The organism is Haloarcula sp. CBA1127, assembly GCF_001485575.1.
Taxonomy (GTDB): domain Archaea; phylum Halobacteriota; class Halobacteria; order Halobacteriales; family Haloarculaceae; genus Haloarcula.
Map to the genome: position 1 here is coordinate 818,364 of NZ_BCNB01000006.1, position 23,088 is coordinate 841,451.

General features: G+C 64.1%; 25 protein-coding genes. 15 read left to right on the forward strand and 10 right to left on the reverse strand.

The genetic code is table 11. The features are described from left to right. The first annotated feature begins 130 nt into the window (after window positions 1–130). Window positions 131–847 (forward strand): helix-turn-helix domain-containing protein, encoded by a 717-nt coding sequence (locus AV059_RS08725; RefSeq protein WP_005537081.1) that lies wholly within the window; start codon window positions 131–133, stop codon window positions 845–847. 1 nt (window position 848) lies between these two features. On the opposite strand, the gene AV059_RS08730 is transcribed toward AV059_RS08725, so the two are convergent. Together AV059_RS08730 and AV059_RS08735 are read right to left on the reverse strand one after the other, a co-directional pair. Continuing rightward, window positions 849–1,685: a proline dehydrogenase family protein gene (locus AV059_RS08730; RefSeq protein WP_058993970.1), complete on the reverse strand. Its 837-nt coding sequence runs from the start codon at window positions 1,683–1,685 to the stop codon at window positions 849–851. Window positions 1,686–1,756: 71 nt separating this feature from the next. Further along, complete coding sequence (locus AV059_RS08735) at window positions 1,757–2,728, reverse strand: proline racemase family protein (RefSeq protein WP_058993972.1); 972 nt, start codon at window positions 2,726–2,728, stop codon at window positions 1,757–1,759. Window positions 2,729–2,868: 140 nt separating this feature from the next. On the opposite strand from AV059_RS08735, the gene AV059_RS08740 reads away from it, so the two are divergent. From AV059_RS08740 to AV059_RS08770, 7 genes are all read left to right on the forward strand, one after another. Continuing rightward, on the forward strand, window positions 2,869–4,164 hold the full coding sequence (locus AV059_RS08740) for an ABC transporter substrate-binding protein (protein ID WP_058993974.1): 1,296 nt from the start codon (window positions 2,869–2,871) through the stop codon (window positions 4,162–4,164). A gap of 30 nt (window positions 4,165–4,194) precedes the next feature. Beyond that, window positions 4,195–5,112, forward strand: a complete 918-nt coding sequence (locus AV059_RS08745) for a branched-chain amino acid ABC transporter permease (RefSeq protein WP_058993976.1) — start codon at window positions 4,195–4,197, stop codon at window positions 5,110–5,112. Then, window positions 5,109–6,218 carry a branched-chain amino acid ABC transporter permease gene (locus AV059_RS08750; RefSeq protein ID WP_058993977.1) on the forward strand — a complete coding sequence of 370 codons (1,110 nt, stop codon included), beginning with the start codon at window positions 5,109–5,111 and terminating at the stop codon, window positions 6,216–6,218. The genes AV059_RS08745 and AV059_RS08750 overlap by 4 nt, the downstream gene beginning before the upstream one ends. After that, window positions 6,211–7,023, forward strand: a complete 813-nt coding sequence (locus AV059_RS08755; RefSeq protein WP_058993980.1) for an ABC transporter ATP-binding protein — start codon at window positions 6,211–6,213, stop codon at window positions 7,021–7,023. Before AV059_RS08750 ends, AV059_RS08755 begins: the two co-directional genes overlap by 8 nt. Further along, window positions 7,020–7,742: an ABC transporter ATP-binding protein gene (locus tag AV059_RS08760; RefSeq protein WP_058993982.1), complete on the forward strand. Its 723-nt coding sequence runs from the start codon at window positions 7,020–7,022 to the stop codon at window positions 7,740–7,742. Before AV059_RS08755 ends, AV059_RS08760 begins: the two co-directional genes overlap by 4 nt. A 117-nt stretch (window positions 7,743–7,859) precedes the next feature. Next, window positions 7,860–8,270 carry an SCP2 sterol-binding domain-containing protein gene (locus tag AV059_RS08765; RefSeq protein WP_058993984.1) on the forward strand — a complete coding sequence of 137 codons (411 nt, stop codon included), beginning with the start codon at window positions 7,860–7,862 and terminating at the stop codon, window positions 8,268–8,270. A 38-nt stretch (window positions 8,271–8,308) separates the two neighbouring features. Next, a complete protein-coding gene (locus AV059_RS08770) occupies window positions 8,309–8,554 on the forward strand; it encodes a hypothetical protein (RefSeq protein WP_004590621.1) in 246 nt (81 codons plus the stop codon). 11 nt (window positions 8,555–8,565) lie between these two features. Here AV059_RS08770 and AV059_RS08775 read toward each other — a convergent pair whose 3' ends face one another. After that, window positions 8,566–9,612 carry a HAMP domain-containing sensor histidine kinase gene (locus AV059_RS08775; protein WP_058993986.1) on the reverse strand — a complete coding sequence of 349 codons (1,047 nt, stop codon included), beginning with the start codon at window positions 9,610–9,612 and terminating at the stop codon, window positions 8,566–8,568. Between the two features lie 116 nt (window positions 9,613–9,728). Continuing rightward, window positions 9,729–11,705 carry a DUF460 domain-containing protein gene (locus AV059_RS08780; RefSeq protein ID WP_058993988.1) on the reverse strand — a complete coding sequence of 659 codons (1,977 nt, stop codon included), beginning with the start codon at window positions 11,703–11,705 and terminating at the stop codon, window positions 9,729–9,731. Window positions 11,706–12,051: 346 nt separating this feature from the next. Here AV059_RS08780 and AV059_RS08785 point away from each other — a divergent pair, with 346 nt between their 5' ends. From AV059_RS08785 to AV059_RS08800, 4 genes are all read left to right on the forward strand, one after another. Then, window positions 12,052–12,612: a sugar O-acetyltransferase gene (locus AV059_RS08785; RefSeq protein WP_058993991.1), complete on the forward strand. Its 561-nt coding sequence runs from the start codon at window positions 12,052–12,054 to the stop codon at window positions 12,610–12,612. A gap of 77 nt (window positions 12,613–12,689) precedes the next feature. After that, window positions 12,690–13,037, forward strand: coding sequence for a thioredoxin family protein (locus AV059_RS08790; protein ID WP_058993993.1), 348 nt, complete (start codon window positions 12,690–12,692; stop codon window positions 13,035–13,037). A gap of 62 nt (window positions 13,038–13,099) precedes the next feature. Continuing rightward, on the forward strand, window positions 13,100–13,867 hold the full coding sequence (locus tag AV059_RS08795; protein ID WP_058993995.1) for a glycerophosphoryl diester phosphodiesterase membrane domain-containing protein: 768 nt from the start codon (window positions 13,100–13,102) through the stop codon (window positions 13,865–13,867). Between the two features lie 82 nt (window positions 13,868–13,949). Then, the gene (locus AV059_RS08800) at window positions 13,950–14,468 is read left to right on the forward strand and encodes an HPP family protein (RefSeq protein ID WP_058993997.1); all 519 of its coding nucleotides are present in this window, start codon (window positions 13,950–13,952) and stop codon (window positions 14,466–14,468) included. Between the two features lie 28 nt (window positions 14,469–14,496). Here the strand turns inward: AV059_RS08800 and AV059_RS08805 are convergent, their stop codons facing one another. Further along, the gene (locus AV059_RS08805; protein ID WP_058993999.1) at window positions 14,497–14,934 is read right to left on the reverse strand and encodes a universal stress protein; all 438 of its coding nucleotides are present in this window, start codon (window positions 14,932–14,934) and stop codon (window positions 14,497–14,499) included. A gap of 4 nt (window positions 14,935–14,938) precedes the next feature. Then, a complete protein-coding gene (locus AV059_RS08810; protein ID WP_058994001.1) occupies window positions 14,939–16,033 on the reverse strand; it encodes a sulfite exporter TauE/SafE family protein in 1,095 nt (364 codons plus the stop codon). Window positions 16,034–16,199: 166 nt separating this feature from the next. Here AV059_RS08810 and AV059_RS22050 point away from each other — a divergent pair, with 166 nt between their 5' ends. Then, on the forward strand, window positions 16,200–16,376 hold the full coding sequence (locus AV059_RS22050) for a hypothetical protein (RefSeq protein WP_154021021.1): 177 nt from the start codon (window positions 16,200–16,202) through the stop codon (window positions 16,374–16,376). A gap of 62 nt (window positions 16,377–16,438) precedes the next feature. Next, window positions 16,439–17,365 (forward strand): D-2-hydroxyacid dehydrogenase, encoded by a 927-nt coding sequence (gene ddh / locus AV059_RS08815; RefSeq protein ID WP_058994003.1) that lies wholly within the window; start codon window positions 16,439–16,441, stop codon window positions 17,363–17,365. Window positions 17,366–17,401: 36 nt separating this feature from the next. On the opposite strand, the gene AV059_RS08820 is transcribed toward ddh, so the two are convergent. After that, window positions 17,402–18,037: a DsbA family protein gene (locus AV059_RS08820; protein WP_058994004.1), complete on the reverse strand. Its 636-nt coding sequence runs from the start codon at window positions 18,035–18,037 to the stop codon at window positions 17,402–17,404. Between the two features lie 75 nt (window positions 18,038–18,112). Beyond that, window positions 18,113–19,498, reverse strand: a complete 1,386-nt coding sequence (thiD, locus tag AV059_RS08825) for a bifunctional hydroxymethylpyrimidine kinase/phosphomethylpyrimidine kinase (RefSeq protein WP_079990747.1) — start codon at window positions 19,496–19,498, stop codon at window positions 18,113–18,115. A 122-nt stretch (window positions 19,499–19,620) separates the two neighbouring features. Between thiD and AV059_RS22365 the strand changes: the two genes are divergently transcribed. Beyond that, a complete protein-coding gene (locus tag AV059_RS22365; protein WP_170096814.1) occupies window positions 19,621–19,785 on the forward strand; it encodes a hypothetical protein in 165 nt (54 codons plus the stop codon). A 5-nt stretch (window positions 19,786–19,790) separates the two neighbouring features. On the opposite strand, the gene AV059_RS08830 is transcribed toward AV059_RS22365, so the two are convergent. Next, the gene (locus AV059_RS08830) at window positions 19,791–20,672 is read right to left on the reverse strand and encodes a DMT family transporter (protein WP_058994008.1); all 882 of its coding nucleotides are present in this window, start codon (window positions 20,670–20,672) and stop codon (window positions 19,791–19,793) included. Window positions 20,673–20,712: 40 nt separating this feature from the next. Beyond that, entirely contained in the window at window positions 20,713–23,025 is a 2,313-nt protein-coding gene (locus AV059_RS08835; RefSeq protein ID WP_058994010.1) for a peptidase, read from the reverse strand. Window positions 23,026–23,088: the final 63 nt, after the last annotated feature.

Consider the following 23,088-nt stretch of genomic DNA (forward strand, 5'->3'; position numbering starts at 1 on the left):
CAATAACCTGATATATCATCTACAATCCGGCATTATCTCCCATGGTCGGTGTTCCCCTTATGAACCGCACCTTTATTTGCGTCCATATCGTGACTGTCTTTAGCACCCCTTCATACGGAGGGCGCTCAGTATGAGTAACGCACAATCACAACACGGGGGACTCCAGCTTACCCTGAGCATCTGGCATCCTGACTGCTGGACGCTCGAAGTCACCGACAAGACCGCGGCTGGCCTGTTGGCTCACGGCGTGTACAACACACAGAACGGTAGCGTGAAGGGTCTGTTCACCGCGTACGCCGACAGTATTAGCGACGTTGAGGCGCTCATCGACGCGACCCGTGATTCGTCGCTGACCGACTCCGTACTGGAGTTGCGCGAGCGCCACGGCGCGACTGGCACGGGCTCGTCGCCGGGGAACACGACCCGCGAGCTGTTCGTCGAGTACGACCCGGACAACACTATCAGCGACAGCCTTCTCTCGCGGGGGTTCATCCACAACGACCCGGTTCGCGTCCGTCACGGTCGCGAACACTGGCCGGTGTTTTTCCCGGACTCCCGCGACGAGGCCGAGTCGCTCCTCGACGAGATCCGCGAGGAACAGTCGGCCGATATCGAAGTGACTCGAATCACGTCTGCCGGCGGCGGCAATCCGAAGCAACTCCGACGGATGGACCGTCTCTCGGACAGTCAGCGCGAGGCGTTCGAACTCGCCAGACAGGAGGACTACTACGCGTGGCCGCGGGGTATCTCGACGCGCGAACTCGCGTCGAAACTCGGCGTTTCGAAGACGACGCTGCTCGAACACCTCCGGAAAGCAGAAGCGAAACTGCTCGACCCGGACCAGTAAGTTAGCTCAGCACGGCCCGGACAGCGAACAGCGCGTTCTCCTTGCGCTCGCGGACGCGCCGATAGAAGTAGGAGAACCACTTGTCGCCGTAGGGGATGTACTGCCACATCGGGACGCCTTCGGCGGCGAGGTCGCGCTGTTCGTCGTCGCGGACCCCCATCAGCATCTGCACTTCGTAGTCGGTGCCGTACTCGTCGTGGAGGTCCTTCGCGTAGTCTATCATCGCCGGGTCGTGGCTACCGACGCCGATGCCGCCCTCGAACTCCTCGAACATCAGTTCGAGACAGTCCCGATAGGCGTCGTTGACGCGCTCTTTCTTCTTGTAGGAGACCTTTTTTGGCTCGGAGTAGGCTCCCTTGACCAGTCGGACCTTCCCGGGAAGGGGCGCGAGCCGTTCGAGGTCCTCGGGCGTCCGCTTGAGGTTCGCCTGCGTACAGACGCCGACGCCGCCCTCGTGTTCCGTGACGAGCCGCTCGTACGCGTCGAGGGTCACGTCGGTCGTGGTGTAGTCTTCCATATCGACCCAAACGAAGACATCGTGGTCGTCACCCGCCGCAACGATGCGTTCGAGGTTCTCGACGAACACGTCGTCGCCAACGTCGAGGCCAATCTGCGAGGGCTTGACCGAGATAGCGCAGTCGAGGCCGCTCCTGTCGATTTCTTTGACTAACTCGATGTACTGGTCTGCGTCCTCGTCGGCGGGCCGGCGCTCGTCGTAGTGTTCGCCTAACAGATTCAGGATGCCCTTGACGCCGTCGTCGTTGAGCGAAGCGACGTGGTCGAGCGCCCCCGGGGCTGTCTCCCCGGCGACGAAGTTGTTCGCTATCGGCGGAATCATTATCGAAACTACGCCACTATATGGGCCTAAACGCACCCCCTACCAAAAAAATCACCCTCCAAAGCCTGAAATCAAGAGAGCGTGAAACTGCCGAGCGTATCGTCGTCGTCCCGGTAAAACGTGTGCTCGCCCGTGATATGCGCTGTGCCCGAAACGACCGGGTTAGTCACGGTGACACCGTCGTCGACGTTCGTATCGCTGATGTATCCCTCGAACGTCGACCCCACCGGGCCGGTCACTTCGACACGCTCGCCGATGGCGAGGTCGCCGTCGACGTGATGGAGCGTCAACCGCGCACACGTGCCTGTTCCGCAGGGGGAGCGGTCGACGGAGCCGTCGGCGAACACCACACAGCTCCGGTCACCGTCGTCGCTGGCGGTGAGTTCGACTGCAGAGACGGTCGCCCGCGCTCCGGTGACCGGGTCCTCGGGTGCGGCGTCGTTGGCTGCTCGGCGGAGTGCCAGTGCTGGCTCGATACACTGCGTGGCATCGTCGCCGTCGAGCGTGACGCCTATGCTGTCAGCGTCGACGACGGCGAAATAGTTCCCGGCATAGACGATACGAGCCTCGACCGGGACGCCATCCTGCTCGACAGTAAGCGTCTCACAGACGTAACTGTCGACGTTTTCGAATGCAACGCGACGGACGACGCCGTCAGCTATCTCGACCGTCACGTCGACCAGCCCGGCGGGAGTTTCGACGGTCAGTTCGGGCGACTCGGGAAGTTCGCCCCGTTCGACGAGTGCGGTCACGACGCCGATGAGGCCGTGGCCGCACATATCCAGATAGCCATCAGTGTCCATGAAGAACACCCCGAGGTCGGCCCGGTCGGTTGGCACCGGGACCGCTCCGAACATATCCGCGTGTCCGCGGGGCTCCTGCATGAGGAGTTTCCGGACGCCGTCAGCCGTAGCTGCGAACCGGTCGCGTCTCTCCCGGACGGTCGCTCCGGTGAGCGTGTCGGCTTCGATACCGTCGAGGACGATGCGCGTCGGTTCCCCGCCCGTGTGCGTGTCTACCGTGGTAAACTCCGTTCGTTCCATAGCCGTAGCGATACTCTATGCGGCAAACGCGTTCCAGAAGTATTAATTGACGGCTTTCCGTATGCGGTTGAGAACGTGGTGCCTACCATGGACGGTGACAGGGTTATACAGGGACTTACGAAAAAGGATATCAGTATACCATGAACGACCATGACAAGCGCTCGATCGACAGGCGAAGCGTAATCAAAGCCGCTGCCAGTGCCGGACTCGTCGGCCTCGCCGGCTGTTCCGGCGGTGCTCCCGAGGACGGTGATGGAGGTGACGGCGACGGCGGTGACGGTGAATCGACGGACACCTCGACGGACGCCGGTTCCGAAACCTATACCATCGGGATGGTCGACAGCCTCTCCGGGTCGCTGTCCGCGTTCGGGCAGCGGAACCAGCGTGGGAAGGAGATCGCGCTCGACGACGTCAACTCGGTCGGCGTCGGTGGCGGCGAACTGGCGATCTCACAGCAGGACGACCAGAGTACGAGTCAGGGTGGGGTCAGTGCAGCCCAGACACTCGTCAATCAGGAAGAGGTCCCGCTGCTCATCGGTACTGTCGGGAGCGGCGTCAGCACGGCTATCCACGAGAGCGTCGTCCAGAACACGGACGTCGTCCAGATCAGTCAGAACAGCACCAGCCCGAACCTGACGAACTTCCCGGACCTGCTCCGGATGCCGCCGGCCGGCAAGGCTCAGGCGGAGGCAATTTCGTCGCTGCTCGACGAGGACGGCAACGAGTCCGCTGCGCTGGCCTGGATCAACAACGATTACGGACAGTCCGTCGGCGAAGCCTTCATCGAGGCCTACGACGGGGAAATCGTCTACAACGAACCCCACGACCAGGGTCAGTCTTCTTACAGCAGTACCATCTCCTCGATGTCTGACACCGACGCTGACGCGTGGGTGTTCATCACCTACCAGCCGGAGTTCGCGACGATGTCCCAGGAAGCATTCGACCTGGGCGTCACCGACCAGGCCGCCTGGTACGGCGGTGACAGTGTCAAGGGCCCGAAAGTCCTCGAAGCAGCTCCCGAGGGTAGCCTCAACGGCATGAAAGCCGTGGTTCCGAGCGTTCCGCAGGACGCCGAGAACTACCAGGCGTTCGTCTCGGAGTTCCAGGAGCGCTTCGGCGAGGAACCCACGTCGTGGTCGGCCTACGCCTACGACGCTGTGGTCGTCAGCGCGCTCGCTATCGAAGCCGCCGACGAGTTCACGGGCTCGGCGCTCATGGATGTCGTCCGGGACGTGACCCGTCCCGAGGGTGAGGAGGCGACCTCATACGAGGACGCACACGAGATTCTGGCGAACGGTGGCTCACCGTCGGACGTGGATTACACCGGCGTGAGCGGCCCCATCGACCTCGACGAGAACGGTGATCCCGTTGGGTTGCTGCAGGTGTTCGAAGTCGTGGATCACGCGTACGAATCCAGCGGCTTCATCGAGGGCTAAGGCGGCCACGACCCTTTTCCATTTTCACCAATGGCGCAGATATTACAGTACCTGGCAAACGGGCTCGTTTTCAGTAGTATCATCATCCTCGGGAGTATCGGGCTCTCGCTGGTCTACAGCATCGCCGACTTCGCGAACTTTGCACACGGCGACACGATGACGCTTGGTGCCTACGGAGCGTTCGTCGCGTTCGGTGTGTTCGGCGGTCTTGGCGGCACCGTTCTCGGTCTCCCGATCGGGTTCTTCCTGTCTCTGGCGGTCGGGATGGCGCTCGCAGCGGTCGTCGCCGTCCTCACCCATATTCTCGTGTACAAGCCCCTCGATACGGACTCGATCGGGCTGCTCATCACGAGCATCGGCGTGGCGTTCGTCTACCGCGCGGTGCTACAGGCGACCTTCGGGACGGACTTCCTGCAGTACGACATCAGCCGCAGCGGACCGATTCCGGTGCTGCTTGACACGCTCGATGTCGCAGTGACACAGCGAGACGTGGCGATTATCGTCAGCGCGGCAGTCCTTGTTATCGGCCTGCATCTCCTGCTCCAGCGGACGACGCTGGGCCGGAAGATGCGCGCGACGGCTGACAATCCCGACCTCGCACGCGTGAGCGGTATCCGAACCGACCGCGTCATTCTCGTCATGTGGGTCGTCGGCAGCGCCCTGGCCGCCGCCGGCGGCGTCTTCCTCGCGCTGTACAGCCAACTCGACCCGCGAATCGGCTTCAATATCCTGCTGGTCGTGTTCGCCGCGGTCATCCTCGGCGGTATCGGTTCGGTGTACGGGGCGATGCTCGGTGGCCTACTCATCGGGATGCTCCACGAACTGACGCCGCTGCTCGGTGATGTCGGCCTTCCGGTCAGCAACGCCTACGCGCCGGCTGTCGCGTTCGTCATCATGGTCGCGGTCCTGCTTGTCAGGCCCCGCGGCATCGCAGGTGATATGACATGAGCACGCTCGATATCGGTGCGTACTCGCCCCGCGAAAAGGGCGTCGTGGGACTGCTCGGCGCGCTTGGCGCACTCCTGCTCATTGCGGTCGTCACCGGCTTCCTCGCCCCGGCGTACCTGCTGTATCTCGTCGGGCTGTCGGCGATGTACATGCTCCTCTCGATGGGGCTGAACGTCCAGTGGGGATACGGCGGCATGATCAACTTCAGCGTCGCGGCGTTCTTCGGCCTCGGTGCGTACGGGACCGCGTTGCTGACGGCGTCCGGCTCGCCGATCTCCGGCGGCGTCAGTCCCGTCATCGCACTGTTCGGCGGTCTCGCCCTCGCTGCGGTGCTCGCAGTGATTATCGGCTATCCGACGCTGAAGCTCCGCGACGACTACCTCGCAATCGCGTCGCTGGGTCTTGCAGAGGTCGTCCGTATCTTCATCCTCAACGAATCACAGTGGACGGCGGGCAGCGCCGGCCTGACCGGTATCCCGTTGTTCTTCTCCGACTGGCCCGTACTCGGCGACCTGACATATCCGTACGTCTTCTACGCGGGTGGAACGCCGGTGTTCAACATGAGCCAATCGGTCATCACCAGCTTCCTGAACGTCGTCCTCGTCACGGTGATCGTCGCGGCGGTCTACCTGTTCCTCCGGCGCATTCACCAGTCGCCGTGGGGCCGCGTCCTCCGGACGATTCGGACCGATGAGGACCTCGCGGAGACGCTGGGCAAGAACACGTTCGCATTCAAGATGCAGGCGTTCGTCATCGGGAGCCTGATCATGGCGCTTGCGGGCGTGTTCTACTCCCACCTCGTGTTGTTCGTCAGCCCGCAGGACCTCCAGCCCATCACGACGTTCTACGTCTGGGTCGCCGTTATCCTCGGCGGCACCGGCAGCGACCGCGGCGCAATGCTGGGTGGGTTCACTATCGTCGCCATCCAGCAGGGGACGCGCTTCCTGACCGACACCGGGGCGCTGCCAATCGGCGCGGCACCGCTCAGACTCATGCTGGTCGGCCTGCTCATCATCTTCATCGTCAGGCTCCGCCCGGAGGGGATTCTCCCGCCGGAGCGCGAACTCATCTGGCCCGACTCGCTGGGCGGTGGTCGCGATGAGTGAGCAGTCACTCGTCTCCGACGGCCCGATTCTCGGGAAAGACGATCCGGTGCTTCGGGCTGAAGGACTGGAGAAACGCTTCGGCGGCCTCGTGGCGACGGACGACGCGTCCATCGAGGTCGAACGCGGCACGATTACGGGCCTCATCGGCCCGAACGGAGCCGGCAAATCGACGCTGTTCAACCTCGTCTCGGGCTTCTACGAGCCTGATGCGGGCTCTGTCTCGGTCAACGGCGTCGACGTGACCGGCCAGAAGCCCCACGAAATCGCTGACCAGGGAATGATCCGGACGTTCCAGACGCCACGAAAACCGGAGGGGATGACCGTCCGGGAGGCGCTGCTGGTGGGGCCACACAACCAGACCGGGGAATCGATTATCCCGCTGTTTACCTCACCGAGTACCGTCGAACAGGAGGAACGGCGCTCGCTCGAACAGGCTCAGGAGATGCTCGAACGCTTCGAAATCGGCGACCTGGCCACCCAGCCCGCGACGGACCTCTCGGGCGGGCAGATGAAACTGGTCGAACTGGCCCGCGGGATGATGGCCGAGCCCGACCTGCTCCTGCTCGACGAACCCGTCGCCGGCGTCAATCCCGTGCTGGCCGACAAACTGGCCGGGTTCATCGAGGAACTCAACGAGGAGGGCATCACCTTCCTCATCATCGAACACGACATGAACTTCATCATGCGGCTGGCCGACCCGATTATCGTCCTCAATCAGGGGAGTGTCCTCGTCGAAGGGCCGCCCGAGGCGGTCCGGAGCGACGAGCGTGTCATCGACGCCTATCTGGGAGGGCCGTCGGAATGACCGACCCCATCCTCACCGTCGACGGCGTCGACAGCGGCTACGGTGAAGTGCAGGTGCTCGACGACCTCTCGCTGACACTCGGCGAGGGAGAGATCGCCTGCCTCGTCGGTCCGAACGGGGCCGGCAAGTCCACCGTCCTCAAGACGGTGTTCGGTATGCTGGAGCCCTGGACCGGCACGGTACGCCTTGGTGACCGCGAAATCGGCGGGATGGCGCCGGAAGATATCGTCCGTATCGGCGTCGGCTACGTCCCACAGACGGAGAACGTGTTCGGCTCGCTGACCATCGACGAGAACCTCCGGATGGGCGGGGTCGCCCGCGACGACGGCCTCGACGAGGTCGTGGCCGAACTGTACGACCGGTTCCCCATCCTCGACGACAAGCGCACCGCGAACGCCAAGACACTGTCGGGCGGCCAGCGGCAGGTGCTTGCCTTCGCCCGTGCGCTCGTGATGGAGCCCGACGTGTTGCTCATCGACGAGCCGAGCGCCGGACTGGCACCGAACACGGCCAAGGAAGTGTTCGACGACGTAGAGACAGTCAACGAACTCGGCACCTCGATCTTGATGGTCGAGCAGAATGCCCGTGAGGGACTGGGTATCTCCGACCGCGGGTTCGTCCTCGACCAGGGGACGGTCAAGTTCGAGGGCGAGGCCGACTCGCTGCTCGACGACCCCGAGGTGTCTCGGCTGTACCTCGGCGGCGAATCGCGCCGCTGAGGCCACGTTTCGCTGTTTTCCTTGCATTTGTCACGGCGCCACAACGACGACTTCCCGGGTGTTGCACTCGAAAGGACAAGGCAACACAGAAAAGCCCCCCTTGCATACCGCCTGCCAATGACTGTGACGCTGCCGACCGACGCCGATGACTGGGCCGCCGCGTGGCGCGACCGGATCAACGAGCGGGCCGCGTTCGCTGACAGCGCTGACGACTTCACCGCTGTATTCTGTTTCGAAATCCGTGCCGACGACGCCTACACCGGTGACCCGATACAGTTCGTCGTTGTGATTAAGGACGGTGTCTGTACCGCCGCCGGAACGGTCGCGGACCCCGAGTACGACTTCGCGTTCCGTGGCCCCTACAGCGAGTGGGTCACGATGCTGCAGGGCGATCTGGACATCTCCGCCGCCGCGATGGACGGAACCTTTGACGTCGAGGGTGACACGATGCGGCTGCTTCGCCGGCAGGACACCATCGCCGAAATGGTCGCGGCGGCACAGAACGTCGACACCGAGTTCGAGTACTGACCGACGGGCTTTTGTCCGCCCGCTTGGCCTACACGGGTATGCTCGACAAACTCGGTGCGGTTGGTATCGGCGGCATCGTCGTGTTGCTCGCCGGCATCGGTCTGGTCGCGTGGAAGGCACCCATCGTCGCCGTCGGCATCGCTCTCGTCGTCGGGGGCCTCGGACTGGTCGTCTACGGCCTCGTCACGAGCCTGCTCGGCGCGTTCGGACTTGGTGGTGGCATGGGCGGTATGGGTGGCGGCGGCATGGGCGGTGGTGGGATGGGCGGCGACGGGATGCCCTGAGGCGGAGACGACTAACAGGCGGTGTCCGCATCAATGTCGAACTCGAACCGTGCACCGCCGTGTTCTCCTGCTGTGGCACGTACTGTCCAGCCGTGGGCTTCGGCGATTGTCCTGACGATGTAGAGGCCAAACCCGGTCCCGTCAGCCGCCCGTGACGCGCCCGGTTCGAACACCCGCTCTCGTTCGTCGGGAGCGATTCCCCGGCCGTCGTCCTCGATTGCGAAGCCGTCGGGTGTCGGTACGACACGAACCGTTATTTGGGTGGCATCGTCTCCACCTTCCTCGTCGGCTGCGCGTTCATTGCGCTCAGGCCCGTGTGTAACGGCGTTAGCGAAGACGTTCTCGAACAGTCGGAGCAATCGCTTTGGGTCAGCTTCAATCAGTATCGATGGCGGCGGTTCCAGCACTGCGCTGTCGGTCTCGACGTGGGTCCACGCCGTCGTTGCCACGTCAGCGATATCGACGGCCTGCTCGTCGGCTGCCAGCGCCCCGTCTCTGGTCGCGGTCCGCAGATCCTCGATAATCGATTCTAACCGCCCTAACCCATCTCTGGCGGCGTTGATACGCTCGACCGACAGCTCCTCGGCAGCGAGTTCGAGGTGGCCACTAGTGACGGCAAGCGGCGTCCGGAGGTCGTGTGCCAGCAGGTCAGCAAACTCCGTGAGCCGCTCGTTCTGTCGCTGGAGGTGCCACTCCCGTTCCTGTCGGTCCGTGATATCCCGGCCGACACCGCTGAATCCCTGAACTGTGCCGTCGTCCGCCGTGAGAAGCCGGCCGCTGAGTTCGAACGTCACCACCCCTTCCGTCGTCTCTGCTCGCGCTTCGACGGTTGTCTGACCAGACTCGAACACCTCCTCGATAGCCGCTTCGACGGCTTTCCGGTCGTCCGCGACAAAGAAATCGGTCGGCTCTGTGCCCGATAGTTCGCTATCCGTCAGGTCGAACAGTTCGTTCAGCCGAGCGTTCCAGTACGCAAGTTTGCCGTCTGCGTCGTAGATGTAGAAGACGTCGTCGAGAGTCTCGACCGCGGCCGCCAGAACACGACTCTGGTCTTCCATGCGAGACAAACGCACCCGAAGACCATAACTACTCAGTACGGCTGGCTCGCCGTTGTGCCACTGACACACCGAACGGAGTGCCATGTCGCTCCGTCCTGTTCGCCGGACGCCAGCGTCTAGTTCTCGCTCGTCGGCCGGTCGGCCCGGTGTTCGCTGATGATCTGGTCGACCATCTCCGCGTTCTGCTCCTTCCGGCGGTCGGCGGCGCGCTCCTCCCAGTCTTCGATTGCCGCCTCGATTTCGCCCTCGCGGGCGACGGCCAGTTCGTCCACTTCCTGTACGGTGACCATCTCCGCCGGCGCGACGGGGATGTCGTTGTCGAACAGCACCTGATCGGCGATATCGGAGAGGTTCCCGTTCCGGAGGACGATCTTCGGGTCGATATCCGCCAGCTGCTGGGCCGTCGACCGGCCCGCACCCGAGGAGTCCCGGAACATGACGATGTCGTCCTCAACGAGGCCAAACCGCTCGTCGGCGTCGGCGATGGCGTCCCTGGTGAACTGTTCGACCACCTTGACCGGGGTCAGCCCCTCCTGTTTCTCCGAGACGTCGGCGAAGTTCGAGTGGTCGAGCTTCCACAGCGCCTTCAGCCGTTCGAGCTTGTCAGCCAGCGCCTCGCGTTTCTCCTCTTCCTCCTCGACTTTCCGTTCGAGGGCCTCGTTGCGCCGCTGGAGCCGCGTCACCTCGCGGTCTTTCCTGACCTCGCGCCGGCCCTCGCTGCGGGCCTTCTCCAGCTGTTTGTCCTTCTCCGAGAGCTGGTCATCCTTGCGTTTGATCGTCTCTTTGAGGTCGTCGACGTGTGACTCAAGGCGTTCGATGCGGGCGTTCAGCCGCTTGATCTCTTTCTCGTCGTCGGTGAGTTCCCGTGGTTCGTGGGCCGTTGTGTCCTCGTCCTCGCTGTCGTCGTCTTCGAGGTCCCGCAACACCGTTTCGACGCTCTCCTCGCCAGCGACGACGCGGTCGATGACCGGTCCCACATCGTACTGTGGCGGGACCTTACCCGCGACGCGCTCGAACTGGTCGGCGTGGTGGTCGAAGGCGTAGAGCGCGGCGGCCATGGCGTCGCGTTCGTGGTCGTTGTCGTAGGCCTCCTCCCGAGTCCGGTGTTTCTTTTCGTCGACCGGGAGGTCGGTGTCGGGCTCCCAGCCCGCGGCACTAAAGGAGCGTCGGAGCTTCTCGACCGTTTCTGGCATCGGCGTCACGTCGGCGGCGACGATGACGGGCCGCCCGCGCTCGATGATCCACTCTGTCGTCGCGGCGGCGTCGTCGGTCCGCGAGGAGTACACATCCAGCACAGTGCCGTCGAGGGAGACGATGGCGACGGCCGTCGTCGTTCCGGGGTCGACGCCGACGACGACGTGGTCGCGCCGCTTTGCCAGTGGCTTGAACTCGATGCCGTCCCGCCGCTGGCGCTCGATCTCGACGCGCGTGTCGCCCGACCGGGCTCTCGATACCGGGATATCCTGTGGCCGGGCCGAGACTTGGAACACGGCGTTGGAGAACCCGCCGTACTTCTCGGTCACGTCCCGCTCGTACTCCAGACCGGCAGCGTCGAGCTCAGACTCGATTTCGCGCGCCCGCTTGCGGACCGCGCCGTGGATGCGCCGGGTGTAGCGGTCCTCTGACCACCCGCCTTTGCCGGTCGAGCGGCCCCGCGAGACTTTCACCTCTGTTGTATCGGTGAAGGCGGACACCTCCTGCCCGACGTTGGCGGCGGCCAGCCGGGCCGCGGCCTCGGCCTCCTCCATCGGGTCCTTGCCGTAGGGGACGCCGTGGCGCTTGGCGACCCGGGAGAGCGGTTCGGGCCGCTCGTCGCCGGTCACCTGCACCAGTTTCGTTTCGTCGGGGAGGGACCCGAGGACGTGGATCAGGGCGTCCTTGTCCTCGGCGAGTTCGTACATATTATCCGTCGCGACGATGGCCGGCTCCTCGTCCTCAATACGCCGGCGGAGCTTCCGCCACGAGACCACGTCTCGCTCGACTGATTCCCCGTCGAAGACCACCAGCGCGTACGACGGTGCGTCACCGCGCACGTCGCCGCTCTGGATGTCGACACCGAAGACGACTGCGTCGAGCGCTGCCGTGCGGTTCACGAACCATGGTAGGCGACGGTCGACTATAAATCCGTTCCGGGCTAGTGGGGAGAGTATTGTTCCGGTACGTGATTGAGACTTCGAACAGCCAGAAAGCCCCCGACCCATCAACTCCCGCGCCTTGCTGCGCTCCTCGGTCGTCGCACTCCCTGCGGTGCTTGCGTCGTCGGGGTTCGTTGATGGGTCGGCCCCTTTCAGTCCCACCCACCGTGGAGTGTTCAACTAGCTTGAGGTGGGGGGTCATGGTTCGGGAGTGTCGACCCATCATCTCTTGTCGGGGCGCTCCGAGAGCCTACTATGAGCGCACCACACTGTACCGTGAGCGACATTCTGGAGGGCGGTCAACATGGCCTCTGAGAAAGAAAAGATGCTGGCGGGCGAGCGCTACGACGCGAGCGACTCAGCACTCGTTGCTGCCCGTGAGCGTGCGAACGAACTTACCCGGGAGTACAACCGGACCGACCCGTCGGAGGCCGACACCAGACAGGCGCTCATCGAGGACCTGTTCGGCTCGGTCGGCCCGGACTGCCACGTCGAACCGCCCTTCCGGTGTGACTACGGCGACAACATCCACGTCGGCGACGGGTTCTACGCGAACTTCGACTGCGTCGTGCTGGACGTCTGTCGGGTCGATATCGGCGACGACTGCCTGCTCGGGCCGGGCGTCCACGTCTACACCGCGACGCACCCGCTTGACCCGGATGAACGACGTAGCGGCGTCGAGTACGGGAAGCCGGTGTCTATCGGCGACAATGTCTGGATCGGCGGTCAGGCGGTCATCAATCCGGGCGTTACCATCGGTGACGACGCCGTCGTCGGGTCCGGCGCGGTCGTGACCGACGACGTTCCCGCTGGCGTCGTCGTCCAGGGGAACCCCGCGTCGGTCGTACGTGAAATCGAGGACTGACGGCCCCGGACAGCAGCCACGGCCGAACGGGCGTGACTCGTCGCGGGGTTCTTCGCGCTGTGGCACGTACTGCCTGTATGGACACGACAACGGAACACAGCGTTCGAACGGTCGAAACACGAGATGAACTTGACGACGTACTGGCGACGGATGACCGCGTGCTGGTGATGGTCCGGACGGCCGGCTGTACCATCTGCAAGTCGATGGAGCCGATACTCGATATCGCTGCGAAAGCCACTGACGCCACAGTGATCGTATTCAATCCGAAACACGACCTCGATGCCGTCGACGCGTTTGATGTCCGGAGCGTGCCGACGTTCCTGCTGTTTGCCGACGGGGACCTGATTCACCGCCGTGCCGACGGGTTCGTCCCGGCGGAGGAACTTATCGAGTTCGTCGAGCGCGGGTCGGAATCGGACGTGTGAACTGGGTTGTAGTGTCACACTGAGGCAACACTTTTGTCATTGCTTGTCGAAGCGGTCCGACGATGGCCCTCCAAATCGGCTCCGCCCTCGAAGAGGCGGGGTACCGGCTGTTCAGTCGTACCGGCGCGATACTACTCGTAGCGTATTTCGCCCTGATGGCTAGCTTTCAAGTACTGTTCAATTCAGCCATAGCGACGACCTACGCCAGGATGGGATACGGCGAGATTGCCGCAGCCATGCCGCTCTCCTTCGACATCCCGCTTACTGTCGTTGGTGCCGGTATCGCGGTCAGCTCCGTGGTCTCGCTGTATCTCACTGTCGTGTCCTTCCGGACGTTTGTCGCTGGGGCACGCACCAGCTTCCCCGAGGGTGCGTTCACGCGGAACGTGCCACTCGCGCTGGTGAACGTGTTCGTCGGCGGGATCGTCTACAGCCTGCTGGTGTTCATCGGTACAGTCTTCCTCATTATCCCCGGCATCTTCGCGTACGTCGCGTTCATCTTCATGATGCCGTACATCATTGTCGAGGACCGGAACTTCATCGCGGCGCTCAAAGAGAGCTACCGGCTCACCGAGGGTGACCGGCTCGCGCTGTTCGGACTGCTGTTGATTGTTGGTGCCGCCGCGGCGGTCGTCGGCGGTATCATCGGATTCGTCGGCTCGCTGGCGCTTTCGGGGCCGGTTTCGCAGTTGCCAGCCATCGTCATCCAACCCCTGGCGTCGCTGTATGGCTCCGCGATTATCGCAGTCGCGTTCGAGCAACTCCGGACGGCTGACGGGCGGTCGCCGTCGGCCCCGAGCGAGGACGACACGACGATGACGGCGCTCTGACTGCTGTCGTCCCCACTTGGGACTACAGCGCCGCTTTGTCGGACCGTGACTGTCTTACCCGTCCAGTTTCCTATCGGGAGCAATGCGACGGCATCGGGTTGGGACGAGCCTGTACGCGGGCGTGCTGTTCGTCGTCCTCGGAACGCTCGCGTGGGCGAGCGGCCAGCCATTCATCTTCCCGAGTCTCGGCCCGTCTGCGTTCATCCTTGCGTTTCAGCGGGACGGCGACCGGACGGGGCTGGCCAGCGTCGTCGTGAGCCATCTCATCGGCGGTCTCGCGGGGCTTGTCGCGTACGTTCTGCTCGCAACAGGCGTCTCACTGGTCGCGGACCCGGCGGCGTTCTCGATGGCCGGGCTCCGCCTCGTTGCGAGCGCGACGCTCTCGCTCGTCGTGACGAGCTGGGGGATGATCGCCACCGACACGGTGCACGCACCGGCCTGTGCGACGACACTCATCGTCTCGCTGGGACTGCTCTCGACGCCGCGCCAAGTCGCGACCATCGTGGCCGGTGTCGGCGTCCTCGTCGCGTTCCATGCGCTCGTGCTATCCGCGTACCACCGAGCGACTGATTCGGCCCGGCCAGGGCTGGTCGATGGCTGATGCGGTCACACAGATCGGTGTACCGTACTCACTCGTCCGACAGCTGGACGGTCAGCACCGGCACCGGCGATTCGCGGACGACCGTCTCCGCGACGCTGCCGATGAGATAATGGTCCAGTCCGGTCCGGCCGTGGGTCCCCATCACGACAAGGTCCGCCGGAACGTCCGTGACCGCGTCGACGATTTCTGTCTTCGGGACGCCCTCTCGCTGCGTGGTTTCGACCGAAACGTCGTCGGGTAGCTCGGCGACGGTCGCTTCGATGGCCGACCCGGCGCGCTCGCGCTCTGCTTCGAGCCACGCGTCAGCCGAGAGGCCGCTCGACGGACTCTCGAACCGGTTGCGGGTGTCGACGACCGAAAGCACGTGGACCGTCGCGTCGAACCGACCCGCAATTTTTCCGGCGTGTCTCGCGGCCGCACCGATACCGTCGCTGCCGTCGGTTGGAAGGAGAATCGTGTCGTACATCGGTTCAGACACCACCCGTCGCCATCAGGAACAGCGCGACGGCGATGACTGCGAACAGCCCGCCGACGAACTTCTTGATGGTCCCGGTATCCAGCGCGGTCGAGACGTACGGTGCAATCTGGCCGCCGGTGACGGTCGCAGGCACAGTCCAGACGACCATGTTCCACGGCGTCGACGCGAGGTCGATGGAGTGCGCGCCCGGGACGAGGCCGCCGCCGAAGACGTGGACCAGCGAGGCCAGAACCGCCGTCAGCGCCACGACGATGTGGTTCGTGCCGATGGCGACCCGGACCGGGACATCGGTTCGGAGCATCGAGATGATGCCCAGTTCGCCGACGCCAAAGCCGGCCAGTCCCTGGAAGACACCGCCGATGCTGTAGTTCGCGAAGCGTTCGAGATAGCCGCCGCGCGTGTAGCCGTAGTCGTTGCCGTCGCGGTCGACGCGTGTCACCGTTCCGTTGTCGGCCGTTTCGACGCCTGCCGGCCCGAGTTTGTTGTCGTCGTCGGGCAGCGTCGTGTCGCCACCGTCAGCCGACACGTCGGGGTCATTGTCGCCTGCCTCACCCGGTTCCTCGTGGCCGAGGTCGGCCTTGAAAAGCAGGTACGACGCCGCCAGCAGGGCGATGCCGAGCAGCGCGTGAAACAGCGGCTCCGGGATGACAAACGACAGCAGCGCGCCGGCGATGACGAAGGGCACGCTCCCGAGGACGAGGCTCAGCGCGAGCCGTCGGTCGACGAGTCCGTACTGGATGAACGCGAGTGCCGAACTGGAGAGGCCGAACGATTCGCTGATGAGTCCGACCTTCACCAGTGTCTCCGGTGTCAGCGTCTCCCCGGCGAGTATCGGGAAGATGAAGATGAGAAATGGAACGAACAGGGCCGACCCGCTGATACCGACCGTGTTGACGATGGTGGCACCGGTGACGAAGGCGATACAGAGCCACCAGTACTCGAACCAGTAGCCGGTGCCCGCGTCAGCGGGCGTCGGTGCGGCGGTGTACACACCGACGACGAACAGCAGTGGTGCCAGAAAGACGAAGACGTGCTGGTACTTGAGAAACCCCTTCTGGAGTCGACTGGACGGTGACGACGTGGTCATTGACGCGTGAAGCCAGCATTGTGAACTATCGCTTAAATCCCTTGTTGTCTGTACTTGTTTCAAAAATAATGGCAAAAAACCGGCGAAGACGGCAAAAACGCATGGCCCCGCCGGCACCCTAATATCCCTAATATTTATTTCACACCCCGTGGTAACATATATCGTTATGAGTTTTCCAGAGGGACCAATGGAGTCGGGCGGCCGGTCGAGTTACGATGAAGACGTTTCTGCCGACGCTACGGACACAGACGGGCTCTTTGGACCTCTGCGTCGGTTCTCGGAGCGGTGGTCTCGCCGCTATATCGAGATGCGTGTCGACGCGCTTGAGAGTCGCTGGGACTGACTGGCTCGCCGTCGTGTCGCGTTCCGGAAAAGGACTATACTGCCCCCGGCGCAGGGACGGATATGGATATCGCCAGAATCGCCGTCCACGAGTCGGTTGCGAAGGCCTGTCCGCTGGAAGCGATGGTCGCCGCGTTACAGGGGCCTGACATTCCCGTCGAGATTGTCGGCGACGACGCCGCATTCGATGCCGGTGATTGCGTCGTCACCTTCTCACCGCGGGACGCGTTTCTGGACGCCGCCTGGGTCCACGGCATCCGGGCGGGCTACGATGAATTCGATGTGGCTGCCTACGAGGCCGCTGGGACCGCACTGACGAACAGCACCGGCATCCACGGCGACACCGTCCCCGAGACTGTTGTCGGCTACATGACGGCGTTTGCCCGCCGTCTCCACGTCTACCGGGACCACCAGGGCGACAACGACTGGACGCAGGAACCGTACGACGCGCCGTTCACGCTGACCGGCGAGCAGGTGTGCGTGGTCGGACTAGGTACCATCGGTCAGGGCGTCGCCGACCGGGCCGACGCACTGGGGATGGATGTCGTCGGCGTTCGTCGCTCCGGTGCCCCTGTTGAGAACGTTGAGCGCGTGTACACACCCGACGAACTGGACACCGCCGTCGCCGACGCGCGCTTCGTCGTACTGTGTTGTCCGCTCACCGAGGAGACCGACGGCATGGTCAACGCCGCGCTCCTCGCGCAGATGCGGGCTGACAGCTATCTCGTCAACGTCGCCCGGGGACCGGTCGTCGTTGAGGACGCGCTACTGAACGCCCTTGATACCGGGACAATTGCGGGGGCTGCTCTGGACGCCCACTGGGCGGAACCGCTTCCGGACGACCATCCGCTCTGGGACCACGAATCAGCCATCGTAACACCACACGTCGCCGCGTCCACGAGCCGGTATCACGAGGATATCGCGGCGCTCGTTCGGGAGAACGTCGAACGGGCCACACACGGCGAGTCACTGCGGAACCGCGTCGCGTAAAATCGGGCGCAGGCGATGCCGCTTTGCTCGCCCGGTTCAGGAACCTTCGACCAGCCGTTCGAGCTGCTCGGGCGGAACCGCGCCGCGGGCGGCGTGGCCATCGTAGGCGAACGTCGGGACGCCGGTGATGCCCTGACGCTTAGCTGCAGTGAACTTCTCGCGGACCGCAGACCTGAGGGCGTCGTCCGCGAGCGCCGACCGAATTTCGTCGCCGTCGACGCCCGCGTCCTCGGCCAGGTCGACCAGCAGGTCTTCCTCGCCGATGTCCTGCCCGTCCTGCCACAGCGCCTCGAAAACGGCCACGTCGAAGGCCAGCCACGTCTCGTAGTCGTAGTGCTCTTTGACGTAGTAGGAGGCAATCTGGGCGGGCAGCGAGTCGATGTCGGTGGCGATGTCCAGGTCCATCTCGACGTCGTATTTCGCCTGCAGCCGGCGGACGCTCTCCTTGGCCTGCTCGTAGTAGTCCTCGTCCTTGCCGTCGTCGACAGAGTGATCGATGGAGCCGTCGGGGTTGCGCTTCCCGCTCCGGAGGTCGAAGGGGTGCCAGTCGACCTCCAGTTCGTCCTCGCGCGTCGACTGGTACTGCCTGAGCGATTCGCGTCCGAGATAACAGAACGGGCAGACGTAGTCCGAGAAGACCGTAATCCGCTCGCTCGACTGTGTCTCACTCATACGTCCGGGTATGCGTTGCTCGCGGTTAAACGCGGCCACCGTCTGTGTCGAACCAGCGCACGACCGACTGACCGGCTACGTGCTGTCCTCGACGGCCCCGTGGACGGTCGCCACCCGGGAGACGAGGCTGTCGGCGTCCGCTGCGAGCAGCGTTACGCGCCCGCTGGTGCCCACGCCCTCGCGGCCGACGACGGCGACCGGTGTCCCCTCGCTGGTCTCGAAGGCCTGACCAACGCCCCACGACATAGCGTCGTCGGAAACCGCGTCCGGGCACTCGTCGGGGTCGTACGCAGCGACAGGCCCGTCCAACGACGACAGCGCGTCCTCGATGGTGTCGGTCAGCCGGCAGTCGACGGCAAACCGGACCGCTGGGTCGTGCTCGCGACCAGCAAGCAGGGCGCGAGCCACTGTCGTCGATGCGCCGAAGCGGACGCCGCGGTTCGGCCGGATGCCATCTATCGTTCGAGTGATACGGCCTTCGACGGCAGCGACCGCGTCCGGCGTCTCTGCGTAGGGTGTCGCGCCGGCGACGGTCATCCCTCGCTCAGGGACCAGCGCTGACACGTCCGCATCGATGAGCGCCGACACAGCCCGCTCGACGGCCTCGCTCGTCGGATGGCGCGCGGCGTCATTGCGCGTCTGGACGAGGTGGTGGACCGCACCGGGCCCCTCCCCGACGTCGACGTTGTACCGGACCGCGCTCGCAAGTAGGTCGATACTACTTCCGACCGCCGTTGGCAGGTCGTCGCCGTGGGACAGCTGTGTTGCGATGGCCGAAGAGAGCGTACAGCCGGAGCCGTGAGTGGCCTCGGTGTCGATGCGGTCGTGGCGGAACGTCGTCACCTCGTCCTCGGTCACGAGGGTGTCGACGACCGCGTCGCCCGGGACGTGGCCCCCCTTCACGAGCGCGCTGTCGGCCCCCATCTCGACGAGGTCGCGGCCCGCCCGTTCCGCGGCCTCGGGGTTGTCGATATCGCGTCCGGTCAGGACGGCGGCCTCGTCGGCGTTCGGCGTGACGACCGTCGCTTCGGCGATGAGGGTCTCGTAGGCGTTTTCGGCCTCGGCGGCCAGGAGCCGGTCGCCCGACGCCGCCACCATCACCGGGTCGACGACGAGATTTGGCAGGTCGGCGGCGTGGTCTACGACCAGATTGATCACTTCGCTGGTCGCGAGCATCCCCGTCTTGACCGCGGCCACGTCGAAATCCTCCGTGACCGCCTCGATCTGGGCCTCGATCTGTTCAATCGGAAGCAGATGCTGGCCCTGTACGCCCGTAGTGTTCTGTGCCGTGATGCTGGTGATCGCGCTGGTCCCGAAGCCGCCACAGGCCTCGATGGTCTTGACGTCGGCCTGGATGCCGGCCCCACCACCGGAGTCGCTGCCAGCGACGGTCAGCACGACTGGCGGCGTTACTGGGGCGTCCGTTCGTGTCATATCTGATGCCTTTGCCGGCGGCCACATATCGGTGCTGGTCTCTCAGTAGGACTATATTATGCGGACAAATCCTAGTATGCTAATAATACTTCATACCACATCTGAGAAACATTTATGTAGCGCTGTGTCGGATGTGCCCTTGTACCACAATGGAACCAGCGTCGCGCGATACTACCGACTCCGACGAGCAGTACGGCAGCTTCACTACTGGCGGCGGCGACGTCGTCGTCTACGACACCGAGAACCCGACCGCATGGCTTCAATCGAGCTATACGGTACAGGTTGGCTGCTCCTCGGAACGAAAGTCGGCCTGAGCTTTCTACCCGACCGATATCATTGCGATACCGACGATAGCCAGCCCTGCAGCGGCCAGGCGTGCCCGGAACTGCGCCTCGTCGAGAATAATCGCGCCCAGAATGACGGCGACGATAGCCTGCCCGTTGACGATAGGTGAGACGATACTCGCCGGGAGCAACTGGAAGGACAACAACACGATGTGGTTCGCGTAGGCGACGAACATTGCCGCGACGACGAACTTCGGGAGGTCTGCCCGCCACCCCGGCGGGATCTGGTACCGGAACGCGAACGGCGTCATCAACGCGGCGATGCCGACGGCCATCACCGGGATGTATGTCGTCGGTTCGATGGCCAGTTCCTGCATCAGTACCCGCTTGCTCACATCGACGAGCGCGAACGCCGCAGCCGACAGTAAGGCCAATTGCGCGGGCCGGGACTGCCGGGCCCGTTTGAGTGGGGCCAGTAACGCTGTGCCTTGCCAGTTCGCAACGTAGACGGCGGCGGTCGCGACGACGACGCCGCCGACCTGCAGCGGCGAGAGGTGCTGGCCCAGCAGGCCAACTTCTAGCGGCAACACGAACACAGGAACGATTTTGCTGATCGGCGAAACGTATGAGACTTCGCCGACGCGGATCGCCCGAAAGAGGGTGAGCAGTCCCACTGCCGTCACCACCGTCACAGCGAGTACTGACGAGAGGACGTTAACCCGATTTCCCGCCGGGAGGAAGGGCTCGTTGCTGATGAAGACTATTGGAAGGTAGACGATGGGGACCAGGCTGTACGTAAGCAACAGGAACACGGGAGATGGGTATTCGGTGAACCACCGCTTCATCACGAACAGGTACACCCCAAACACCAGCGCCGACAGGATGGCGTACGCGATTCCGACGTTCACGGTTGACAACGGCCGGCCGACCGCAATAACTGTTCCCTTCGGGCTCGTGTCAGGAACTGCGCTGACGGGCGATCAGAGCCGAAAGCAACACTGCGAGGCCGGTCACGAGCGGGGTAAAGCCGCCGCCCTCTCCGGCTGTAGTGCGTGTGTCTGTGGGCGTCTCCGTCGGAGTCGACGTTGATTCCGATGTTTCCGCCGAGACGACCACGTCAACCGCGGTCGTGGTCCGTCCGTCACCCGCTGACAGCGACACCGTTCCGGGTTCGTCAAGGGTAACTGTCCGCGTGACCGTTGTCGTCGCCTGTGGCGAGAGATACAGCCGCTGCTCGGCGAACACGACATCGCTACGGCGGAACTCGACCGCTATCGTCCCCGGAATACCGTTGTCGTTGGCGACAGTGGCGGTCACGTCGACCCTGTCCCCTTGCCTGACCTCTTTCGGACTCGCGGTGACGTCGGTCACGCTGGCGGCTGCCGGGTCCGTCACCACGACAGTGACGGTGTCGCCGTCGACGCTGACGACGTATCGGCCGGGGTCGGCAAACGTGTGTGTCACTTCGACCTCGGTCCGTTCCCCCGGTTCGATCTGGCCCTGTTTTGCGGCGACGACGGTCTCGTTGACTGCGAGCGTCACGTTGTACGCCCCCGCCTCACCGCCGGCGTTCTCGACGACTGTGTCGACCGCGAGCGTCTCGTTGGTCACCAGCCGGATCGGTTCGCTCCCGCCGACCGGTGCGTTCGGCCGGTAGAGACTATCTGCACGGTAGGCATCTGCCCGGTCGACCGGTGGCAGGCCGTAGCCGATACGGGCGGGAATCGCACCGAACAACCGTCGGTGTGTCGTCCCGTTCCACATCGTCACCGTTGCTGTCGTTTCAGTCTCCGTCGCGGTCGTGTTCCGGACGGTTTCCCCGCCAGCGGCCTCGACTTCGGTGAGAAACTGCGATTGCGTGACCGGGTCACGGTAGCCGTTCAGCGACTGAAACACGCTCTGGAGTGTCTGGTTGCGGCCAGTAGCCGAGCGGATATGGACGTCTGCCCGCCCGGCGACGAGCGCCCCTTTCCTGTAGTTTGCGTTGCTCGTCCAGCTTGCCCTGTCAGTCAATGTCACGTCGCTGTAGACTGGCAGCCCGCCTGCTGCAAGCTGTGCCCGAAACTCGTCGAACCCGATCAGGTTCTGTTCCAGCGTCAGGGCCGCGGCGTAGTACGTCGCCCAGCCCTCGACCGTCCACCGCGTCTCCTGTGTCGTCTCGTATGCCTGCCGACTGTGGACGTACTCATGAAGCCAGACGTTGTTGGCGGTGTCCAGCGTTTGCCGGGACTGGACCCACATATCAGCGTCACCGATCTGATACCCCTCGACGCCCCACTCCACGGCCCCAGACGGCGCGGCGACGACAAACACCTGCTCGTCACGGTCGCCGACCCGGAGGGCGTTCGATGCGTTCGCCATCGAGTCGAGAACCGAAATCGGCGAGGCCGTCATTGTCGACCGCTCTGGCACAGCCAGCGTGAACGTCTGGTCGTGTGCTGTCTCCTCGAACGTCGCCACCTCGCCGAGGTACACGATTTCCTCGCCCGCCGCACCCGGGCCTGCCGTCCGGAGTGTGCGGTTGTACCTGACGGGGTCCTGGCCAGTGTAGCGCCAGCGCGTCGGCGTTCGCGACCGCGTGAGCAGCGCCCACTCGCCCGTATCGACGCTGAGATATCGGCCCTCGGATCCCTCTGGACCGCTCTTTTTGATGGTCTGATTCGGGTTAATGTGGTAGCTGATCGTCGCTGTCTCCGTCGTTTCTTCCCACTCATACACGGACTCGTTGACGCGCTCGAACCCGTCCGTTCCGGTCACCGTCGCCGCCGCCGGGACGTGCGTTTCGAGGTCGACAACCCGGTCCGGGATTTCGTAGGCCACGGTCACCGCGACTTCACCCGGCTCCTCAGGCACACGCGCGTAGGTCTGTGTCTGCTGAATCACGTCACCGTTGCTGGTCTGTGTCGCACCCGACGTGGCCGTCCCCGTCTCCATGCTGGCCGCTGCTGGGGCTGCCGTTCCGGCTGTGTCCCCGCCCTGTCTCCGCGGCTGGCGTCGCTGCGTGTCGGCGCTTCGTGTCCGGACCAGCGAGCCATTCGACTCGATCGTAGCTGCCGACGACTGCACTGTCCCAACTGCCGGCCCACGCTGCGCCGACGCCGTCTCGGCTTTGTACGTGCAGTTCTCACCGACGCCAGCTGTCGTTCCGTCGGTAGCCCCGGTCACGGCCCCGCGGTCAGCGGTCGCCGCCACCGGGAGCGACGCGAGTCCCCCACCAAGGAGAAGGACCACGAGTCCGACGGCCACCACCCGCCGGGGTACACCGAACATTGCAAACAGTTACCGCCCGGTGGTTGAAATACTTGACCGCCGATTGTGGGTGTTGGTCTCATG

Excerpts from the sequence above, each read along its gene's own strand:
- AV059_RS08770 (WP_004590621.1), top strand. The coding sequence starts at position 8,309 with ATGCTCGACAAACTCGGTGCGGTTGGTATCGGCGGCATCGTCGTGTTG.
- AV059_RS08765 (WP_058993984.1), top strand. The coding sequence starts at position 7,860 with ATGACTGTGACGCTGCCGACCGACGCCGATGACTGGGCCGCCGCGTGG.
- ddh (WP_058994003.1), top strand. The coding sequence starts at position 16,439 with ATGGATATCGCCAGAATCGCCGTCCACGAGTCGGTTGCGAAGGCCTGT.
- AV059_RS08735 (WP_058993972.1), bottom strand. The coding sequence starts at position 2,728 with ATGGAACGAACGGAGTTTACCACGGTAGACACGCACACGGGCGGGGAA.
- AV059_RS22365 (WP_170096814.1), top strand. The coding sequence starts at position 19,621 with ATGGAACCAGCGTCGCGCGATACTACCGACTCCGACGAGCAGTACGGC.
- AV059_RS08760 (WP_058993982.1), top strand. The coding sequence starts at position 7,020 with ATGACCGACCCCATCCTCACCGTCGACGGCGTCGACAGCGGCTACGGT.
- AV059_RS08740 (WP_058993974.1), top strand. The coding sequence starts at position 2,869 with ATGAACGACCATGACAAGCGCTCGATCGACAGGCGAAGCGTAATCAAA.
- AV059_RS08790 (WP_058993993.1), top strand. The coding sequence starts at position 12,690 with ATGGACACGACAACGGAACACAGCGTTCGAACGGTCGAAACACGAGAT.
- AV059_RS08755 (WP_058993980.1), top strand. The coding sequence starts at position 6,211 with ATGAGTGAGCAGTCACTCGTCTCCGACGGCCCGATTCTCGGGAAAGAC.
- thiD (WP_079990747.1), bottom strand. The coding sequence starts at position 19,498 with ATGTGGCCGCCGGCAAAGGCATCAGATATGACACGAACGGACGCCCCA.
- AV059_RS08795 (WP_058993995.1), top strand. The coding sequence starts at position 13,100 with ATGGCCCTCCAAATCGGCTCCGCCCTCGAAGAGGCGGGGTACCGGCTG.
- AV059_RS22050 (WP_154021021.1), top strand. The coding sequence starts at position 16,200 with ATGAGTTTTCCAGAGGGACCAATGGAGTCGGGCGGCCGGTCGAGTTAC.
- AV059_RS08745 (WP_058993976.1), top strand. The coding sequence starts at position 4,195 with ATGGCGCAGATATTACAGTACCTGGCAAACGGGCTCGTTTTCAGTAGT.
- AV059_RS08750 (WP_058993977.1), top strand. The coding sequence starts at position 5,109 with ATGAGCACGCTCGATATCGGTGCGTACTCGCCCCGCGAAAAGGGCGTC.
- AV059_RS08800 (WP_058993997.1), top strand. The coding sequence starts at position 13,950 with ATGCGACGGCATCGGGTTGGGACGAGCCTGTACGCGGGCGTGCTGTTC.
- AV059_RS08775 (WP_058993986.1), bottom strand. The coding sequence starts at position 9,612 with ATGGAAGACCAGAGTCGTGTTCTGGCGGCCGCGGTCGAGACTCTCGAC.
- AV059_RS08785 (WP_058993991.1), top strand. The coding sequence starts at position 12,052 with ATGGCCTCTGAGAAAGAAAAGATGCTGGCGGGCGAGCGCTACGACGCG.
- AV059_RS08810 (WP_058994001.1), bottom strand. The coding sequence starts at position 16,033 with ATGACCACGTCGTCACCGTCCAGTCGACTCCAGAAGGGGTTTCTCAAG.
- AV059_RS08730 (WP_058993970.1), bottom strand. The coding sequence starts at position 1,685 with ATGATTCCGCCGATAGCGAACAACTTCGTCGCCGGGGAGACAGCCCCG.
- AV059_RS08835 (WP_058994010.1), bottom strand. The coding sequence starts at position 23,025 with ATGTTCGGTGTACCCCGGCGGGTGGTGGCCGTCGGACTCGTGGTCCTT.
- AV059_RS08725 (WP_005537081.1), top strand. The coding sequence starts at position 131 with ATGAGTAACGCACAATCACAACACGGGGGACTCCAGCTTACCCTGAGC.
- AV059_RS08820 (WP_058994004.1), bottom strand. The coding sequence starts at position 18,037 with ATGAGTGAGACACAGTCGAGCGAGCGGATTACGGTCTTCTCGGACTAC.
- AV059_RS08805 (WP_058993999.1), bottom strand. The coding sequence starts at position 14,934 with ATGTACGACACGATTCTCCTTCCAACCGACGGCAGCGACGGTATCGGT.